The organism is Brevibacterium casei CIP 102111 (genome assembly GCF_900169275.1).
Lineage (GTDB): Bacteria > Actinomycetota > Actinomycetes > Actinomycetales > Brevibacteriaceae > Brevibacterium > Brevibacterium casei.
Window position 1 is genome coordinate 539,066 of sequence record NZ_FXZC01000003.1, and the last position, 17,369, is coordinate 556,434.

Genomic DNA, 17,369 nt, shown 5'->3' on the forward strand with positions numbered 1-17,369 from the left:
TGGCACAGGTCACACTGTCCGTAACCTAGACGTCGGTGACCTCTGCCTCTCCGGCCACCTCGGCGAGGATGACGCGGTAGCCCAGGCGGGCGTCGTAGCCGTGGATCTCCCGGGTGTCGAGGGCGGACATGAAGTCGAGCACCTCGGCGGTGATGACCTGACCGGGCACGAGCACGGGGAACCCTGGCGGGTACGGGGTGACGAACCCGGCCGAGACCGGGGCAACCCCGTTCTCGACGCGCCGCCGCAGTTCGTGCGGGAGGACGTACTCGACGGACTTCTGCCGCAGGCCCGCGTAGTAGGCCGACCTGAGATCGCCGTCGGGCAGCTGCGCCGCGGGGTCGTCGGCGGGCACCTCGGCGGCGTACTCGGGGGCGAAGGCGCTGAAGTCGGGCAGGGGCGGCATCACCGCGCTCGGCTCGGTCGACGCGTCGGAGGGGCCGACCTTGTACGGGTCGGTGAACCGCTCGGCGAGCTTGACGAGGACCTCGATGAGGTAGGCGACGGCGGACCGGGAGGTGCCGATGTTCGTCATGAAGAGCACGGTGTTCCGGCTCGTCTTGTTCACCTGGATGCCGTAGCGGTCCATGAGGTACTCGTGCTTGAACGTGTCCCCGTCGACGCCGGTGCCGGTGATCTCGACGGTGATCCGGCTGGGGTCGACGACGAACTCGTCCGTCGTCCACGCGTCCCAGAACGTCGCGAGTCCGTCGCGCAGCGGCATCGAGCGGGTCGTCTCCCGGTACTCGGCCGGGATGAGGTCCTTGGCGGTGAGCACGCGGAACGTCTTCTTCAGCAGCGGGTGCCTGGCCACCGCCGAGGCGAGGCTGACGGCGAGGTCGAGCTGCTTCTGCACGAGCGCGAAGCCCTCCATCTCGACTTGCCGGCGGCCGAGGTCGAGGGAGGCGAGGATCTGGTAGTTCGGCGACGTCGAGGTGTGCGTCATGTACGCCTCGTGGAAGGCCTCCTCGGCGCCGGCGCCGAACTCCTGGTCGTAGACGTGGATCATCGAGCCCTGCCGCAGCGCGGTGAGCGTCTTGTGCGTCGACTGGGTCGCGTAGACGCGGATCGTCGCATCCGGCGGGGCGAGCAGGGTCTCGTTCAGCCACACCTCGTCGGGGGCCGGCTCCCCGGTGACGGGATCGAACAGGCGCTTCCGCTGCTCCCGGTAGGCCGCGTCGTGCGAGTTCGTCCGCAGGGTCTCATCGAGGCGTTCGGCCGCGACCATCGCGGTGCGCTTGCGGGTGACGGGGTGGAAGCGGGCGAAGGCGAACCACGCTTCGTCCCAGAGGAAGACGAGGTCGGGCTTGATCGCGAGGCACTCGGCCATAACGCGCTCGGGGTCGTAGACGATGCCGTCGAACGTGCAGTTCGTCAGCGTGATCATCCGCACCTCGTCGAGGCGGCCGGCGGCCCGATAGTCGAGGAGGAGCTGCTTGATCCGGTGCAGGGGCACCGCGCCGTAGAACGCGAAGTCGTTGAGCGGGTACGCCTCGAGGTAGGCGGGGCGGGCGCCGGTGAGCATGAGCGCATGGTGGTGGGACTTGTGGCAGTTGCGGTCGACCATGACGATCTCGCCCGGGGCGACGACGGCCTGGTGGACGATCTTGTTCGCCGTCGACGTGCCGTTGGTGACGAAGTACGTCCGCTTCGCCCCGAACGCGCGGGCCGCCAGCGACTGTGCCTTCTTCAGGGTGCGCACGGGGGCGAGGAGCGAGTCGAGCTCACCGGAGGTCGCGCTCGTCTCGGCGAGCAGGAGGTTGAGGCCGTAGAAGTCGACGAAGTCGGAGATCCACTTCGATCCGACGACCGAACCGCCGCGGGAGACGGGCAGAGCGTGGAAGACGCCGGCCGGCCGCCTCGCGTGCTCCTGGATGGCGGCGAAGAACGGGGTGTCGTAGAGGTGCTGGACACGGCGGAGCAGGGAGAGGTGGAGTTCGAACTGGTCCTCGCGCCGGAACACCCGGCGGAAGCGGTGGGTGAGCGCCCCGGCGAGGCTCTCGATGTGAGCTCCGGCCATGAGGTAGAGGTCGAGTTCGGGGCGCAGGCCCGCGAGCGTGTCGGCCAGCCGCAGCACCCGGCGAACCGAGTTGAGCGGGCTCATCGGACCCGTCGGCGACGAGGTCGTGCCCTCGTGGGCGAGCGCCACGGCGTTGCGGAGGTCGCGGCTGAGGACCTCGCGGGTGCGGTCGGTGAAACCGGGGCGGATGACGCACGCGAGGAGGTTGGGGTTCGTCAGCGCGGCGACGACGGCGTCATCGGCGGTGGGGACGATGACGTAGTCGTAGATGAACTGGTCGGAGGCGCTGCGGAGCTTGAGCAGGTCGGCGTGGAGTTCGTCGCGCCCACCCTCGGTCGTCTCGTCGACGATGAGGACCTCGAAGCGGGGCCGCGGGTCCTGCCGGTCGCGGATCTCCGCACGCTCCTCCTCGGTGAGCTCCTCGTCGATCGTGTCCGGCACCGTCGTTCCCCGCAGCCGGTTGACCGCGCGGGTGATGAGGTCATGGGCCTTGTCGAATTCGCCGTCGGAGAGGAGTTGGGCGATCTCCTCGACGTAGCGCTGACCGAACCCGCCCCAGTAGAGCTCGATCGTCTTCAGCGACCGCAGGGACCGCCAGACCTCACCGTCGGCGGCGATCATCGAGAAGTCTCCGCCGCTCATCACGAGGCGCTTGATCGCGTACTTGAGGTACTCCCATGCGTCCGAGCGCAGCCGCCACGTGCTCGCAGGCATCCCCGGGTCACGTTCGAGCCTGGCCTTCTCCGGCCGAGTGAGGAAGCCCTGGCGCGTCGACACCGGCTTGCCGCCCCTGTCCGAGGACAGGCCGGAGGCGAAGGGGGCGCCTCCCGGGAAATCGTCGGAATCGATGCCGGTCATGCTGGAGCCTCCTGGCTGGTGGTGCGCTGGTGCGGAATCCGTTGTGCTGACGATCATACGGCCTCCCCTCGAACGCGTGGACACCGCGGTGCCCACTTGAGACGAAAGAGTGATAAGCATGAATCATGGATGTCACCGAGTCACAGACCGCCGGCCATCTCATCGTCCAGGAGCTCGAGGCCCACGGAGTGAGGCGGGCGTATCTCGTGCCCGGGGAGTCGTACCTCGACGTCCTCGACGGCCTCCACGACTCCCCGATCGAGACCATCGTGTGCCGGCAGGAGAGCGGTGCCGGCTACATGGCCGTGGCCGAGGGGAGGATGACCGGGATCCCCGGCATCGCCATGGTCACCCGCGGGCCGGGGGCGGCGAACGTCATGGCCGCCGTCCACACCGCCTACCAGGATGCGACCCCGCTCGTCGTCTTCGTCGGCCTCATCCCCACCGCCGCGCGCGGGCGTGAGGCGTTCCAGGAGTTCGACCTTTCCGCGTGGTTCGGAACGACGGCGAAGAAGGTCCTCGTCCTCGACGATCCCGACAAGGCCGCCGAGGTGGTCGTCGATGCCCTCCACACCGCCGTGTCCGGCCGGCCGGGTCCCGTCGTCATCGGCCTGCCCGAGGAGGTGCTCACCGAGCGGACATCCGCGCCGGTGCTGGCCCCGCGGGCGCTCGGAGTCCCGGCCCCGGCCGACGGGGACCTCACCGAGCTGCGCGCCCGCATCGACCAGGCCGAACGTCCCGTGCTCGTCATCGGCGGCGAGGACTGGGACCCGGCCACCGCCGAGCGCATCGCCCGGTGGTCGCGCGACCGCGAGCTCGGCGTCATCGCCACGTTCCGCGCCTACGACGGCATCGACCACGATGCGCCGAACTTCCTCGGGATCCTCGGCTACGGTGCCGCTCCCGTGGCCAAGCGGGTGTTCGCCGAGTCCGACCTCCACATCTTCCTCGGCTGCGTGCGCACCGATGTCGCCACCGACGGGTTCACGATCGGCACGGATCAGCGCACGATCATCATCGGTCCCGATCCGGACGCGCACGGGCACTTCGGGCGTCTCGACGAGCACATCGTCACCTCGGTGAACCGGTTCGCCGAACGGCTCTTCACCGAGGACGGGACCCCCGCGTACACGATCTCCGCCGACGGCAGCATCGCCGAGGTGGCAGACGGTGGGACGAGAGGCGGGGCGGCCGACGACGCCGGCTCCGACGACACGACCCTGCCCTCCTGGATCCAGGAGGCCCGCGCTGAGCTGTCGGACTGGCGGCAGCCGAAGCCGGTCCCGGTCCCGGCGGGGGCGATCTCGGCAGGAGCCGCCTCGGCGAAGGAGCCGGGAGGGGCAGACGAGGTGGCCACGGCCGCCTCGGCGGGGAACACCTTCGTCGACATGGACGAGGCGTTCGTCCACGTCAGGGAGCTGCTGCCGGCGGACGCGATCATCACGTTCGGGGCGGGGAACTTCTCCGGGTGGGCGACACGGTTCCTGCCCACGCACGGATTCCCCTCGGCGCTGGGGCCGCGGAACGGGTCGATGGGCTTCGGTCTGCCCGCCGCGGTCGCCGCGGGACTCGTCGCCCCCGACCGGACGGTGTTCTGCATCGCCGGCGACGGGGACTTCCTCATGACCGGGCAGGAGCTCGCGACGGCCGTCCAGTACGGGGTCGATGTCACGATCGTCATCAACGACAACTCGGTCTACGGCACGATCCGCGGTCATCAGGACCGCGACTACCCGGGTCGGGCGACCGGAACGACGCTTGAGAACCCGGACTTCGCGGCGATGGCCACGGCGTTCGGGGGACTCGGGATCCGGGTCGAGCGGACCGAGCACTTCCGGGAGGCCTTCGCCGCGGCACTGGCCCACCGGGGACCGGCCATCGTCCACTGCATCACCGATCCCGCGATCCGCGGGCCGAGACTCTGAACGCACACGCGAAAGGCACTCCGTGAGAATCGACGCGATCTTCACCGATCTCGACGCGCACACCCTCGACCCCGCCCGCGCCCGGGCGACGAAGATCGGCGTGAGCTCCGGGCGGATCATCGGCTTCGACGAGGAGCTCGACGGGATCAGCGCCGACCGCGTCGAGTCGCTCGGCGGGGCGACCGTGCTGCCCGGCTTCAACGACGTCCACTGTCACACGACGTGGTACGGCCTCACGCTTGCCTCGGTCGACGTCACGGCGATGCCGGGCGGGTTGCCCGACGTCTACGCGGCCCTTGAGAAGGCGGCCGCAGTCACCCCTGCCGGGGAGTGGATCGAGGCGACCGGCTTCGCCCACCGCGACTACGACGGACAGTACCCGGAACTGAGCCGCCTCGACGAGATCACCGGAGACCGCCCCCTGTTCATGCGCCAGACCTCCGGGCACGCGGCGATCGTCAACACCGCGGCGATGAAGCTCGCCGGCATCCTCGATGCCGACTTCGCCGACCCCATCGGCGGGAAGGTCGTCCGCGACGCCGCCGGGCACCCGACGGGCCTTGTCGAGGAGACCGCGCAGGGACTTGTTCAGGACCTCATCCGCCCGTACTCGTTGGACACGATCGTCGACGCCCTCGACCTCGCCACCGCGCAGTACGCGAGGGAGGGCATCACCTCGTTCGGGGAGTGCGGCATCGCCTACGGGTGGATCGGCCACTCCCCCATCGAGATCTCCGCGTACCTGCGCGCCCGCGAAGAAGGCAAGCTGCGCGCCCGAGCCCAGCTCATGCCGCAGGCCGACGGCCTCCACCCGATCGCTGCGAACTCCGCCGACGGGTTCGGCATCGGCCTCGACGCGGGGCTCCGCACCGGCCTCGGCGACGACATGATCAGCATCGGGCCTGTGAAGTTCTTCATGGACGGGGCGATGTCCGGGGAGACCGCGGCGCTGCGGGAGAACTACGAGGGGCGCGACCATCCCGGCTACCTCCAGGCCGATGCCGAGGAGCTGCGGCAGCGCATCCTCGACACCTACGCCTCCGGATGGTCACTCGCCGTCCACGCGATCGGCGACGCCGCCGTCGATGCGGCGATCGCGAACATCGTCGAAGCCCAGACCCGCTTCGGCAGACGGGCCGTGCCCAACCGGATCGAGCATGCGGGCCTCGTCCACGACGAGCACCTTGAGACCCTGGCCTCCCACGGCATCGCCGTGACCCCGCAGGCCGCGTTCGCCGAGGCGATCGGGGATGGGATGAACCGCTCGCTCGGGCCCGAGCGTCGGAGGCTGCTCTACCGTGCGAAGTCCTTCGTCGACGCCGGGGTCCTGCTGCCGGGCAGCTCGGATCGACCGTGTGCCGACGGCACCGCCCTGCGCGGGATCGGCGCCTTCGTCACCCGCGCCACCCGGGAGGGCGACGTCATGGGGGCGGCCTCCGAGAGGCTCTCCCCCGCCGAGGCGGTCGCCGCCTACACCTCGGTCGCCGCGATCGCCTCGGGGCAGGGGGCGGAGAAGGGGACGCTGAGCCGTGGGAAGCTCGCCGACTTCGTCGCCCTCGACGCCCACCCCGCCGAGGTGGCCCCGGCCGACATCGCCGACATCCCCGTGCGCGCCACCGTCCTCGGCGGCGCATTCACCCACGACGCGAGGTAGCTGCCTCAGCGGGCGAAATCGAGGTCGGTGAGGACCTTGTCGAGGATCCCGAGGCCCTTCTCGAGGTCGTCCTCGCTGATGTTGATCGGCGGGACGACGTGGATGCGGTGGTAGTTGGTGAACGCGACGAGACCGTACTCCTTGAGAGACGCGAGCACCGAGGCGACCTCGGGCGAGCCTGCGCCGTAGGGGGCGAGCGGTTCCTTCGTCTCCTTGTCCCAGACGAGTTCGATCGCCCAGAACGCACCCGTGCCGCGGACCTCGCCGACGTGCTTCGAGGACTCGGCGATCTGGCGCAGGCGGGGTCCGATGATCTCCTCGCCGATGCGGGCCGCGTGCTCGACCATCCCCTCGTTCTCCATCGCATCGATCGTCGCGACCGCGGCGGCGCACGCGAGCGGATGACCGGAGTACGTCAGCCCTCCGGGGTAGGCCACCTCGGCGAAGGAGTCGTAGATGTCGTTGCTCATGATCACCCCACCCAGCGGCACATACCCGGAATTGACGCCCTTGGCGAAGGTGATGATGTCGGGGACGATGTCGAAGTGCTCGAAGGCGAACCACTTCCCGGTGCGGCCGAACCCGGCCATGACCTCGTCGGCGATGAGGACGATGCCGTGCTCGTCGGCGAGTGCGCGCACACCCTGCATGTATTCGGGGGTCGGGATCATGATGCCGGCGGTGCCGGGGATGGACTCGAGGACGATCGCCGCGATCGTCGAGGGGCCTTCGAGTTCGATCGTGCGCCGCAGGTGGCGCAGGGCGCGCTCGGTCTCCTCGGCCTCGGTGGTCGAGTCGAACTCGCTGCGGTAGAGGAAGGGACCGAAGAAGTGGACGACGCCGGAGTCGCCGAGGTCGTTCCTCCACCGCCGCGGATCCCCGGTGACGTTGATCGCCGTCTGGGTGCCGCCGTGGTAGGACCGGTAGCGGGAAAGGACCTTGTGCTTGCCGGTGTGGAGGCGGGCCATGCGGATCGCGTGCTCGTTCGCGTCGGCGCCGCCGTTGGTGAAGAAGACGTGGTCGAGGCCTGCCGGGGTGCGTTCGGTGATGAGGCGGGCGGCCTCGGAGCGGGCGGCGTTGACGTGGGCGGGGCTGATCGTGCAGATGAGGTCGGCCTGCTCCTTGATCGCGGCGACGACCTTCGGGTGCTGGTGACCGATGTTCGTGTTGACGAGCTGGGAGGAGAAGTCGAGCAGCGGCCGGCCCTCGCCGTCATAGATGTAGGAGCCCTGGGTCCGGGAGACGGTCATCGGGTCGAGCGTCCTCTGCGCTGACCACGAGTGGAAGACGTGGGCCCGGTCGAGATCGTAGGCACGGGCCGACTCGGCTCGGATCGCCTCGAGCTCCGCGTCGCTGAACTTCTCCATGTCGATGGCCTTTCGCCGTGGGGTTCGGTGCGGCGGCGCCGCCTACGGCCATGGTAGAGGAGGTCGGGACTGCGCAGGGCAGGTCAGGGCGTGCCGGTGGCATTTCGCTAGAGTGGGCCGCATGCCCTACCGGACGATCACCGACCGCGCCGAGGCCGAGATCGAGATCAAGCGCTCGAAGTTCTTAGGCCTCGTCGCCCCGGTCGCCGATGAGGCCGAGGCCCGCGAGGTCATCGCCGAGCAGCGCGCCCTCCACCCCAAGGCCCGTCACCACTGCACCGCGTTCGTCCTCGATCCCGACTCCCGCACCCAGCGGTTCAGCGACGACGGCGAACCGGCCGGGACCGCGGGCGCTCCGATCCTCGACGTCGTCCTCGGCCACGAGCTCACCTTTGTCGTCGCGGTCGTCACCAGGTACTTCGGCGGGACCCTGCTCGGTGCGGGGGGACTCGTGCGCGCGTACGGTCAGGCCGCCTCGGCGGCGGTCGATCGCGCCCCCGTCGTGGTCAGACGGGAACTCGTCCCGGTGCGTGCCAGCGTCGACTATGCCCGGGCGAACGCCCTCGAACGAGCCGCCGAGGTGCGGGGATGGTCGGTGCGGGCCAGCTACGGCGCCGAGGTGGGGCTGACCGTCCTCGTCCCCGTCGCCGAGGTGGACCCGGCACTGGCGATGTTCGCCGACCTCACAGCAGGTCAGGCCCATCCGAACGTCGGTGACGTCGAATGGGCCTGAGGGTGCGCGTGCGCTGAGCCTGCCGGCGGATCGCTCAGTCGAGAGCGGCGATCTTCGCGACCTGCGCGTTCGTGAGCATGACGAGGTCCTCGGGTCGGATCTCGATCTCGAGTCCGCGGCGGCCGGCGGAGACGAAGACGGAGGCGTGCTCGAGGGCGGTGCGGTCGATGACGACGGGCACGGCGTGGCGCTGCCCGAACGGGGAGACCCCGCCGACGGGGTAGCCGGTGCGGCGCTCGGTCTCGGCGACGCCGGCGAGCTGGGCCTTCTTCGCTCCCCGCGCCGAGGCCAGCGCCTTGAGGTCGAGCTGTCCGGAGACGGGGACGAGGGCGGTGACGGGCGAGCCGTCGACCTGGATCATCAGGGTCTTGAACACCTGGTCGGATCCGACGCCGAGCTTGTCGGCGGCCTCCGAGCCGTAGCGTCGGGTGGCGGGATCGTGGTCGAAGCTGTGCAGGCTGTAGTCGATTCCTGCGAGATTGAGGACTCGGACGGCCGGGGTCGCCGCGCTTGCCGGTTTGGATGCAACTGTCATAGGGGGGATCGTGCCTCCTGCCCGTGGACCGAACGGGACACCCTCCAAGGCCCGGCGGCCCCGAGATGTCCCGCGTCGATACGGACGGAATGTTGTTCTCGATTGCTGTTTCCGTACCCGCCCACAATAGGCGAAGCGTCAAGTCCAATGCCAATCAATGGCGCGTCCGCGAACTCGCCGGTAGCCTGTTTCCCTCCTGTTCACGCGGGGAGATTGAGGTCAGGTGCCTTGTCACCCCCAACCGATTTCGTGGAGGCGGTCGTCGTCGATGCCGTAGAAGTGGGCGATCTCGTGGACGATCGTCACGACGATCTCCTCGCGGAGGTGGTCACGGTCCTCGGCGTAGGCGATGAGGTTGTTGCGGTAGAGGAAGATCGTGTCGGGCATCTCGAGGCCACGCTGCCCGCGCTCGCCGATCGGAGTGCCGTCGTAGAGGCCGAGCAGCGTCGGGCTCCCGTCCTCGGGCGCGTCCTCGACGAAGAGGGCGACGTTGTCGAGCTCGTCGGTGACCCCGGCAGGCAGGTCCTCGATCGCCTTGTCGAGGATCGCCTCGAATTCCTCCTCGCTCAGGTACTCCATGGCCCGATCCTATCGGGCACCCGTGACACGGGATCCTTCCCCGTTCACCTCGTCGTCATCCCCTCGCCGAGGTGGGGTGGGGCGGTCACGGATGCGCACGGCCGCCTCGGCGGGGTGGGCACCGCACGACCGCCTCGGCGGGGTCGGACGGGGCGGTGCGAGCGCCTCGGCGATGGGGTGAGAAGGAGGGGTCGAGGGCTCCTGCGGAAGCCGATTTCGGGGCCCGGAAATCTGTGACGGAGGACACCGGGATCTGTTTTGCATTCTCGGAAATGGTTGGGATAAGCTTAACGTCGTTGCCCACGGGGAATCCGAGAGCAAACTAGGCCCCCATCGTCTAGAGGCCTAGGACACCGCCCTTTCACGGCGGCGACACGGGTTCGAATCCCGTTGGGGGTACGGTGTAAGATCGAAAGGTCGCGCACCACAACAGCAAGGCCCTGTGGCGCAGTTGGTTAGCGCGCCGCCCTGTCACGGCGGAGGTCGCGGGTTCGAGTCCCGTCAGGGTCGCGGAGCATAAGGCTCTTCTTCGGAAGAGCCTTTGTTTCTCTCGGCATGCATCACGTATGTCGGCGACCAGGCTCTGTAGCTCAGTTGGTAGAGCGTTCGACTGAAAATCGAAAGGTCACCGGATCGACGCCGGTCGGAGCCACCACAGAACGAGAACCCCGCGGATTCCGCGGGGTTCTTCGCATTCGCCGGCAGAACGTTCACGGGCATAATCAGGGCACTCCCCCGGTGGATCGATCACGCCCCCAGTGGAACGGTCACGCGCTGATCTGAGAGCCCGCACTCGCGATGAGCACGTCGGCGGACCGCTGGATATGGCATTCGAGCGCCTCCACAGCGCCGGCGACATCACGGGCGACCGAGAGCTCGGCGATCCGCCGATGCTCCTCGGGCACGTCGCGGGTCTCATCGGCGACGAGCTCGCGGGACCAATGGACGAAGAGTTCGGAGCGGGCACGCAGATCCGTCGCGACCTTCGCCAGGGTCTCACTCCGTCCACCGGCGAGGATGGCGGCATGAAACGCCCTGTGAGCGCGATCCCACTCCCCGGTGATGTGCCCGCCCTCGTCGGTGAAGCGCGTCTTCTCAAGCGTGTGATGGGCCGCCAGCACCAGGGACTCCCACGCCAGATCGCCGTCGGCGATCGACTCCCGCAGCGCGGCGGCTTCGATGATCCGGCGCGCACGCGTGAGATCTTCGAGCAGACCCGCAGTGAGCTCGGGAACCGAGAACCCTCGCTGGGGGCTGGCGCTGAGCAGTCCGTCCTGAGCCAGTCTCGTCATCGCCTCACGAAGCACGGACGGGCTGACGGAGAACCGGTCGGCGATCTCGCCGATGCGCAGCTTGGAGCCGGGCGTGAAGCATCCCCGCAGAAGCTCCGCCCGCAGACGGTCATACGCTTCGGCGGACAGAGTGCTTCCGACCCGAGATGCAGCCATGTCGCCAGTATAGACATATGCGTATTTCGACGAGACCCTGCCAAAATATCTTTTTTCTATTGCAATATAGTGATTCAGCTCATACCGTGGAGGTCACGCGGCGGTCCACTTCGTCGCTCCCGTCGGACCACCGTCGGTGCCACAGAAGCACCGGCGCCAGGATGCAAGGAGGCACCATGGCTGACATCGAAGTACCCGTGCTCATCATCGGAGGCGGAGGCGCAGGACTGTCCGCGTCGATGAACCTGTCGAAACTCGGAGTCGATCACCTCCTGGTGAGTTCACTCCCCTACACGTCGAAGCTGCCGAAGGCCCACGTGCTCAATCAGCGCACGATGGAGATCTTCGAGGAGCTCGGGGTGGCGCCGGCGATCGAGGAGCGCAGCACCCCAGCGGAGAACATGAAGAGCACTGGGTGGTACGCCGGTCTCGTCGGCGATCACGAATACTCCGGTCGTCGCCTCGGCCACCTCGAGGTCTGGGGAGGCGGCTACACCGACCCCGACTACATCGCGGCGAGTGCGAAGCGCACATGCAACCTTCCGCAGATCCGACTCGAGCCTCTGCTCCTCGACCACGCGCGCAGACTGCACCGACGTCCCGACGGCGTTCGGTTCAATCACGAGGTCACCGCTGTCGAGCTCCTCGACGAGGGAGTCCTCGCGACAGTGCTCGACAAGGACTCCGGCTCCGAATACACGGTGCGCGCCCGGTATGCGATCGCCGCGGACCGGGGCCGCACGGTGGGTCCGGCCCTCGGAGTCGGGATGACCGGACCGACGGACCTGATGATGATGGTCTCGGTCCACTTCTCCGCCGACCTCTCGGAATGGGCCCTCGACGACGATGTGCTCATCCGCTGGCTCGTCAACCCTGAGTTCGGGGGATCATGGTCCTCAGGAGTCCTCGTGGCCATGGGCCCGGAGCACTGGGGCACGAAGTCCGAGGAGTGGGTCGTCCACCTCGACTATGCGACCCATGATGCCGAGGCGCTCACGGACGACCAGGTCATCGCCCGCCTCTGCACGGTGCTCGGCGTCGATCGCTCGGCGCTCGAGATCCACAAGGTGTCACCGTGGATCATGGAAGGCGTCGTCGCGGAGAGGTTCCGCGCCGGGGACGTCTTCATCATCGGGGACGCAGCCCACCGGCACCCGCCGACCGGAGGCCTCGGACTCAACTCTGCGATCCACGACGGCTATAACCTCGCATGGAAGCTCGCTCTCGTGCTCGAGGGCAGAGCCGGCGATGCACTGCTCGACTCCTACGAAGCCGAACGCAAGCCGGTCGATCAGGACAACGTCAACGCTGCGGTCGCCTCGGCGATGAATCACTTCACGATCGACCGAGCCCTCAACCTCTCTCCGGAGGCCTCCGCGGCTGAGAACTGGGCGGAGCTCGAACCCATCTGGGACGACTCGAAGCCCAACGCCGCAGAGAAGCGCCACGCGCTCAACCGCGCGATCGGCACGCAGACCATGGAGTTCCGCCACCACAACGTCGAGTTCGGGTACCGCTACGATTCCACCGCAGTCGTATCGGACGGCTCTCCCGACTATGTGCCCATCGACGCGGTCCGACTCTACGAACCGTCGACGAAACCGGGTCATCCGCTCCCCCATGCCTTCGTCGAGAAGTCGAACGAGCGCTTCGCCCTCAGCAGTCTCGTCGACGGCGGACACTTCCTCGTCCTTGCCGGCGAAGACGGTCACGACTGGGTCGCCGCCGCCGAGCAGATCGCCGCTGACCGCGGCCTGCGGATCAGGGCTCATACCGTCGGGCTCGAAGGCAGCGACTACGTCGATGTGCGGATGGCATGGATGAAGAACCGCGGGATCAGCGCGGAGGGCGTCGTCATCGTGCGCCCGGACCGCTACGTCGCCTACCGGTCGATCGATTCCGTGGCCGACGCCGCCGACGAGCTCAACCGCGTCTTCGATGCGATCCTCGCCTCACCGCAGTCGGCCGCGCAGAGCGGGTCGGCCGCGCAGAACACGTCGGCCGCGCGGAGCGGCGCTGCCGCTGCACCGAACCAGGCAGCCGCCGCATCGGAGCGGGCGACCGACGCGCCGGAGCGGGCGACGATCGAATCAGACCGGGCGGTGGTGTGAGTGGGCTGAGCGCCTGAACCAGCCTCACTGCCACCGACGGCGAGCCCCGCGGATCCTCGCGGGGCTCGCCGCATGCCGCGGGAATCATGCCGATGCTGACTCGCCGGGGTTCGCGGACGTGTGCTGCGCAGTGCCGCGATCTGCGCTGCACAATCCCGGACTTCGCTCAACGCTGTCCCGGACTTCGCGCAGTGGCGCTAGCATGCGCTCATGAACGCACCGATCGAGAAGGGCCCATGCAATGACCACTCCTGACGGCTCTGCCCCTGTCACAGATCGGTCTCTCGCCTTCGAGTGGCGCGGCGAGGTGACCAACGACGAGATCAACATCCTCCACGCCGAGGCGTTCGAGCACCGGGTCCTCGACGACGACTGGCTCACCCACCTCGAGGCGCTCAGCCTCGGCTGGGTGACGGCCCGCGACGCCGTCGGGCTCGTCGGCTTCGTCAATATCATCTGGGACGGCGGCGTCCACGCGTTCATCGAGGACACAGCGGTCGCCGTGCGCGCCCGTCGCCGAGGCATCGGACGCCGACTCATCGAGATCGCGCGCGAGCACTCGACCGCGGCCGGCTGCGAGTGGCTCCACGTCGACTTCGACGATCACCTCCGCGAGTTCTATTTCGACGCGTGCGGCTTCGCACCGACGAACGCGGGACTCATGCGGCTGCGCTGTTCGACGAGCCGGGCTCACACGGACGACAGCCCAGGCCGCGCGGACGACGGCCCGGGCAATCGCGGACGGCAGCCCAGCCAGCGCGGACGACGGCCCAGGCAATCGCGGACGGGGGAAAGTCAGCCGAGCGACCGCGAACGGCAGCCCGGGCCGCTGCGAACGGCAACCCACACTGCCGATGGTCTGCCATCGCGCCGACCGCTGCGACCGGCGAGAGCACCCATGTGCAAGTGCGGGGAACAGTGCGACAATGAGGTGAAACCGACCCGATCCAAGGAGCGACCATGAGCGAGAATCCCACCGACGACGCCGACTTCCTCACGCAGGACGACGAATTCGATGCGGAGGAGACGGAAGAGGACAACGCCGAGCCCACCGGCGTCGACCTCGACGGACTCGAAGAGACCGCGGACGCGGCCGAGGCCGACGCCGAGGATCCCGACTTCGAAGCCGACTCCGAAGAAGAGGACGAGCCCTACATCGAACCCGGCGCCGAAGGTCCCGAGGGCACCGGCATCGAAGGTGCCGACGATGCGCTCATCGACGATGCGGGTTGGGACGACGAACAGGACGCCCCCGCGCTCGACGGCGACCTCGACACCGACCCGATCACCGCCGCAGAGCAGGGCAATCGCGACGGCGACGAGATGGTCTCCTACGGCGACGACGACTCCGAGGTCGCCGAACTCAGCGGCGACGACCTCGACGTCGACGCCCTCGCTGACGACGGCGTCGAAGAGGTCGACGTCATCGACGGCATGCCCGAGACCATCGACAACGCCTACCAGGAGGACTGACCGCCTCCCCTGCGGCCGGTTCCACCGCCCTCTCCCCTCGCTCGCCGAGGTGGGAGGGCGTTCTCGTGCGCGCGTGCCGAGCGTACTCGTGCGCCCGTGCCGAGCGGTTCTGGCGTGGCCGAACGTCCGGCGCGCCCGATCGCAGCCCCCGATCGAGGCCCCGAACGCAGCCCTCGATCGCGGTCCCAAACGCAGCCCGATCTCACGAGAGTCAGCCTGCGATTTTCGATGAGCATAATGAGTTCAACCAAATTTTCGTTCGGATCAGTTTCGAAATATGTATTGACACGATTTGTGATGCGGTCTACACTAAGGGTAACGATCCACACTGACGTGGAAAGGCAGGTGAACGGCGATGAAGGATCCTTCGGACCCCCTAGGGGCCGGTTGCGGTGCCGCCGATGACGAGCCTCCCGATCCTCGCCGCCTCCGCATAGATCCTGACTCCCCTTATGCTGATGCGCTCTCCGTCTACAGCGCCTGCGATCGCGCGCAGCTGGCCGCGTGGGAGACGACCGCATCCCTCTTCCTCCACGATGTCATCGCTCACCTCGATCTCCTCAACCCCTCTCCGGAATCCCCGTACCGGCACGCATCGCTGACCGAGACCGCCCGCCGTCACGCCCGGGCACACGGCTCCGAGGCCGACTGGGTCTCCGAGGTCGATCCCGACCCGGCTCCTTCACCCGCTGCCGGGGATCCCGAAGCCGCCCCCACCTCGGCGTCTGATTTCACTGTCCCGGCACCCCTCCCTGGGTTTCCGAAGTTCCGGGAGACCCAGACCATCTACGGGTGGGTCCATTCCCTCTCCCATGCCGAGGACATCGCCGAGCTCTCGGCGATCCGCGGCTCGACGATCCCCGCGACCTACGCTCACGTCACTGCGGCGATGACCCTCGTTCACGGGCTGCCCAAGTTCTACGCTCGCTGCCTCGCCGGCGAGTTCACCATCGAGCATGCGATCGCCGCGACCCGCATGTGCCAGGACCTCCAGCTCCAGCGCCTCCCCGTCATCGACTGCTACCTCGAGGAGCGGCGAGCCGACATCACAGTCGAGACCTTCAGGAAGTCGCTGTCTCTCAAGGTCTCGATCGTCCAGCCCGAGGAAGAGCGCACCGAGGCGGCCCATGAGCGTCGTCGAGTCGGCATCACCACCTTCCCCGACGGCACCGCGTGCCTGACGCTCACCGGACCGTCAGCCGAACTTCAAGCGTGCTACCTGCGCATCGAGGCCTTCGCGAGAGCCATCCGCAACGGCAACACTGCGGCGTTCACCGACCAGATGCCCGCAGGAGCGATCATCGACGACGACCGCAGCATCGACGCCCTGATGTTCGACATCATCACCCGCACCATCCCGCAGGCTCGCATCCACATCCGCGCACACGACACCGACACCGGGCAGAACTCGAGCCGCGACATCCCTCTCGACCTGGAGAATGCCCGCACCGTCCATGACATCGCCGAGGCGATCGGCACTGCCGTCGGATCCGTCGGAATCGACCCCAGCAGCCTCGGCGGCGTCCATGTCGACGAAGGTGATCCCGTCGCCCCGACGGCCGGCAGTCTCAACGACGCACCGACAGCTGCTCCTGCCCAGGCAGCAGCCACCGATTCGTTCGGCAATGTCATTCCTGTCGACGACGCAGTACCCGTCGGCGGTGCGCCCGTAGTCGACTGCACTGGTCCCGACACGGAGAACCGGACGGTCGGAGGTGCTCGATCGACGGATGACGATGGACCGGATGGTTCCGTTCGCTCTCCGGACGCAAGGCAGGGGGAAATGACCCGGATCGAGGATTCCGATCCAGACGAACAGGGCCGATACGCGTTCTACCTGGGTCTGACGATGCCGACGACGCCGTTCTGGCTCGGCGGCCAGTCGAAGATGATCACCACGGTGCCCTTCATCTCGCTCGCCGGCCTCGCTGATCTGCCCGGCACGTTTTCCGACGGTTCGCCCATCCCGCCGGAGATGGCTCGGGCGATCGCCGGCCAATGTTCGACGTGGACGCGGATCCTCACCGATCCTGCGACCGGCACCCCGATCGATGCGAAGGCGATGTCCTATTACATTCCCGCTCAGGTGAGGCAGACGCTCGTCGCCCAATGGCAATGGTGCAGTGTGCCCGGATGCCGGCGTCGAGCAGAGACGTCGGAAGTCGACCACATCATCCCGTTCGACCACGATAATCCGGCCTCGGGAGGACTGACCGTCTTCGGCAACCTCCACCCGCTGTGCAAACTCCACCACCAGGCGAAGACCGACTGCAGATACGCGGTGCGCATGGACTGTCCCGGTGTGCTCGAATACCGGTTCGCCCACGGTGTGGAAGCGATCTTCTCTCCAGGGGACAACCCTGTCGACGTCGAGCAGGCCCGCCTCATGCAGGCCATCGTCACAGATCCGATCGACTCGGATGATGGGCAGGAACCGCCGCCGTCACCGGGCGACGAACGATTCGCCGATGAATGCCCGGAGCCCGCAGGCGGAGACGGAGCGGCCGGATGGGTCCCCGCGGAGGGCAACATCATCTACAAGAAGCCGCGGAAGAAGCGCTGGGTCTGGGATCCCGGCGGACCACCGCCGTTCTGATTCCCTTCCTCATGCGATCTGCGAAGTGATCTGCACACGTCCACGTGATCTGCACACGTCCATGTGATCC

General features: G+C 68.0%; 12 protein-coding genes and 3 tRNA genes. 10 read left to right on the forward strand and 5 right to left on the reverse strand.

Annotation, left to right across the window (positions count from 1 at the left end; all coding sequences use genetic code 11):
- Positions 1–25 precede the first annotated feature (25 nt).
- Positions 26–2,878 carry an aminotransferase class I/II-fold pyridoxal phosphate-dependent enzyme gene (locus BC102111_RS09550; RefSeq protein WP_101624180.1) on the reverse strand — a complete coding sequence of 951 codons (2,853 nt, stop codon included), beginning with the start codon at positions 2,876–2,878 and terminating at the stop codon, positions 26–28.
- 125 nt (positions 2,879–3,003) lie between these two features.
- On the opposite strand from BC102111_RS09550, the gene BC102111_RS09555 reads away from it, so the two are divergent.
- Together BC102111_RS09555 and BC102111_RS09560 are read left to right on the forward strand one after the other, a co-directional pair.
- On the forward strand, positions 3,004–4,803 hold the full coding sequence (locus BC102111_RS09555; protein WP_101624181.1) for a thiamine pyrophosphate-dependent enzyme: 1,800 nt from the start codon (positions 3,004–3,006) through the stop codon (positions 4,801–4,803).
- Positions 4,804–4,825: 22 nt separating this feature from the next.
- Positions 4,826–6,457 carry an amidohydrolase gene (locus BC102111_RS09560; protein WP_063249976.1) on the forward strand — a complete coding sequence of 544 codons (1,632 nt, stop codon included), beginning with the start codon at positions 4,826–4,828 and terminating at the stop codon, positions 6,455–6,457.
- Positions 6,458–6,462: 5 nt separating this feature from the next.
- On the opposite strand, the gene BC102111_RS09565 is transcribed toward BC102111_RS09560, so the two are convergent.
- Positions 6,463–7,824, reverse strand: coding sequence for an aspartate aminotransferase family protein (locus tag BC102111_RS09565; RefSeq protein ID WP_101624182.1), 1,362 nt, complete (start codon positions 7,822–7,824; stop codon positions 6,463–6,465).
- 121 nt (positions 7,825–7,945) lie between these two features.
- Here BC102111_RS09565 and BC102111_RS09570 point away from each other — a divergent pair, with 121 nt between their 5' ends.
- Positions 7,946–8,557, forward strand: a complete 612-nt coding sequence (locus tag BC102111_RS09570) for an IMPACT family protein (protein ID WP_063249978.1) — start codon at positions 7,946–7,948, stop codon at positions 8,555–8,557.
- A gap of 34 nt (positions 8,558–8,591) precedes the next feature.
- Here BC102111_RS09570 and ybaK read toward each other — a convergent pair whose 3' ends face one another.
- Positions 8,592–9,092, reverse strand: coding sequence for a Cys-tRNA(Pro) deacylase (gene ybaK, locus BC102111_RS09575; protein WP_009377682.1), 501 nt, complete (start codon positions 9,090–9,092; stop codon positions 8,592–8,594).
- Between the two features lie 231 nt (positions 9,093–9,323).
- Entirely contained in the window at positions 9,324–9,671 is a 348-nt protein-coding gene (locus BC102111_RS09580) for a metallopeptidase family protein (RefSeq protein ID WP_101624183.1), read from the reverse strand.
- A gap of 326 nt (positions 9,672–9,997) precedes the next feature.
- Between BC102111_RS09580 and BC102111_RS09585 the strand changes: the two genes are divergently transcribed.
- The 3 genes from BC102111_RS09585 to BC102111_RS09595 all read left to right on the forward strand — a co-directional run bounded on the left by BC102111_RS09585 (position 9,998) and on the right by BC102111_RS09595 (position 10,326).
- A tRNA-Glu gene (locus tag BC102111_RS09585) sits at positions 9,998–10,070 on the forward strand.
- 37 nt (positions 10,071–10,107) lie between these two features.
- Positions 10,108–10,181, forward strand: a tRNA-Asp gene (locus tag BC102111_RS09590).
- A 69-nt stretch (positions 10,182–10,250) separates the two neighbouring features.
- Positions 10,251–10,326: transfer RNA gene (locus tag BC102111_RS09595), tRNA-Phe, on the forward strand.
- A gap of 112 nt (positions 10,327–10,438) precedes the next feature.
- On the opposite strand, the gene BC102111_RS09600 is transcribed toward BC102111_RS09595, so the two are convergent.
- On the reverse strand, positions 10,439–11,119 hold the full coding sequence (locus BC102111_RS09600; RefSeq protein WP_101624184.1) for a GntR family transcriptional regulator: 681 nt from the start codon (positions 11,117–11,119) through the stop codon (positions 10,439–10,441).
- Positions 11,120–11,295: 176 nt separating this feature from the next.
- Between BC102111_RS09600 and BC102111_RS09605 the strand changes: the two genes are divergently transcribed.
- The 4 genes from BC102111_RS09605 to BC102111_RS09620 all read left to right on the forward strand — a co-directional run bounded on the left by BC102111_RS09605 (position 11,296) and on the right by BC102111_RS09620 (position 17,299).
- Complete coding sequence (locus tag BC102111_RS09605; RefSeq protein ID WP_101624185.1) at positions 11,296–13,230, forward strand: FAD-dependent monooxygenase; 1,935 nt, start codon at positions 11,296–11,298, stop codon at positions 13,228–13,230.
- 241 nt (positions 13,231–13,471) lie between these two features.
- Positions 13,472–14,194 (forward strand): GNAT family N-acetyltransferase, encoded by a 723-nt coding sequence (locus tag BC102111_RS09610; RefSeq protein ID WP_101624186.1) that lies wholly within the window; start codon positions 13,472–13,474, stop codon positions 14,192–14,194.
- Complete coding sequence (locus BC102111_RS09615; RefSeq protein WP_009377676.1) at positions 14,191–14,703, forward strand: hypothetical protein; 513 nt, start codon at positions 14,191–14,193, stop codon at positions 14,701–14,703. Before BC102111_RS09610 ends, BC102111_RS09615 begins: the two co-directional genes overlap by 4 nt.
- A 355-nt stretch (positions 14,704–15,058) precedes the next feature.
- On the forward strand, positions 15,059–17,299 hold the full coding sequence (locus BC102111_RS09620) for an HNH endonuclease signature motif containing protein (RefSeq protein WP_009377674.1): 2,241 nt from the start codon (positions 15,059–15,061) through the stop codon (positions 17,297–17,299).
- The last annotated feature ends 70 nt before the right edge of the window (positions 17,300–17,369 follow it).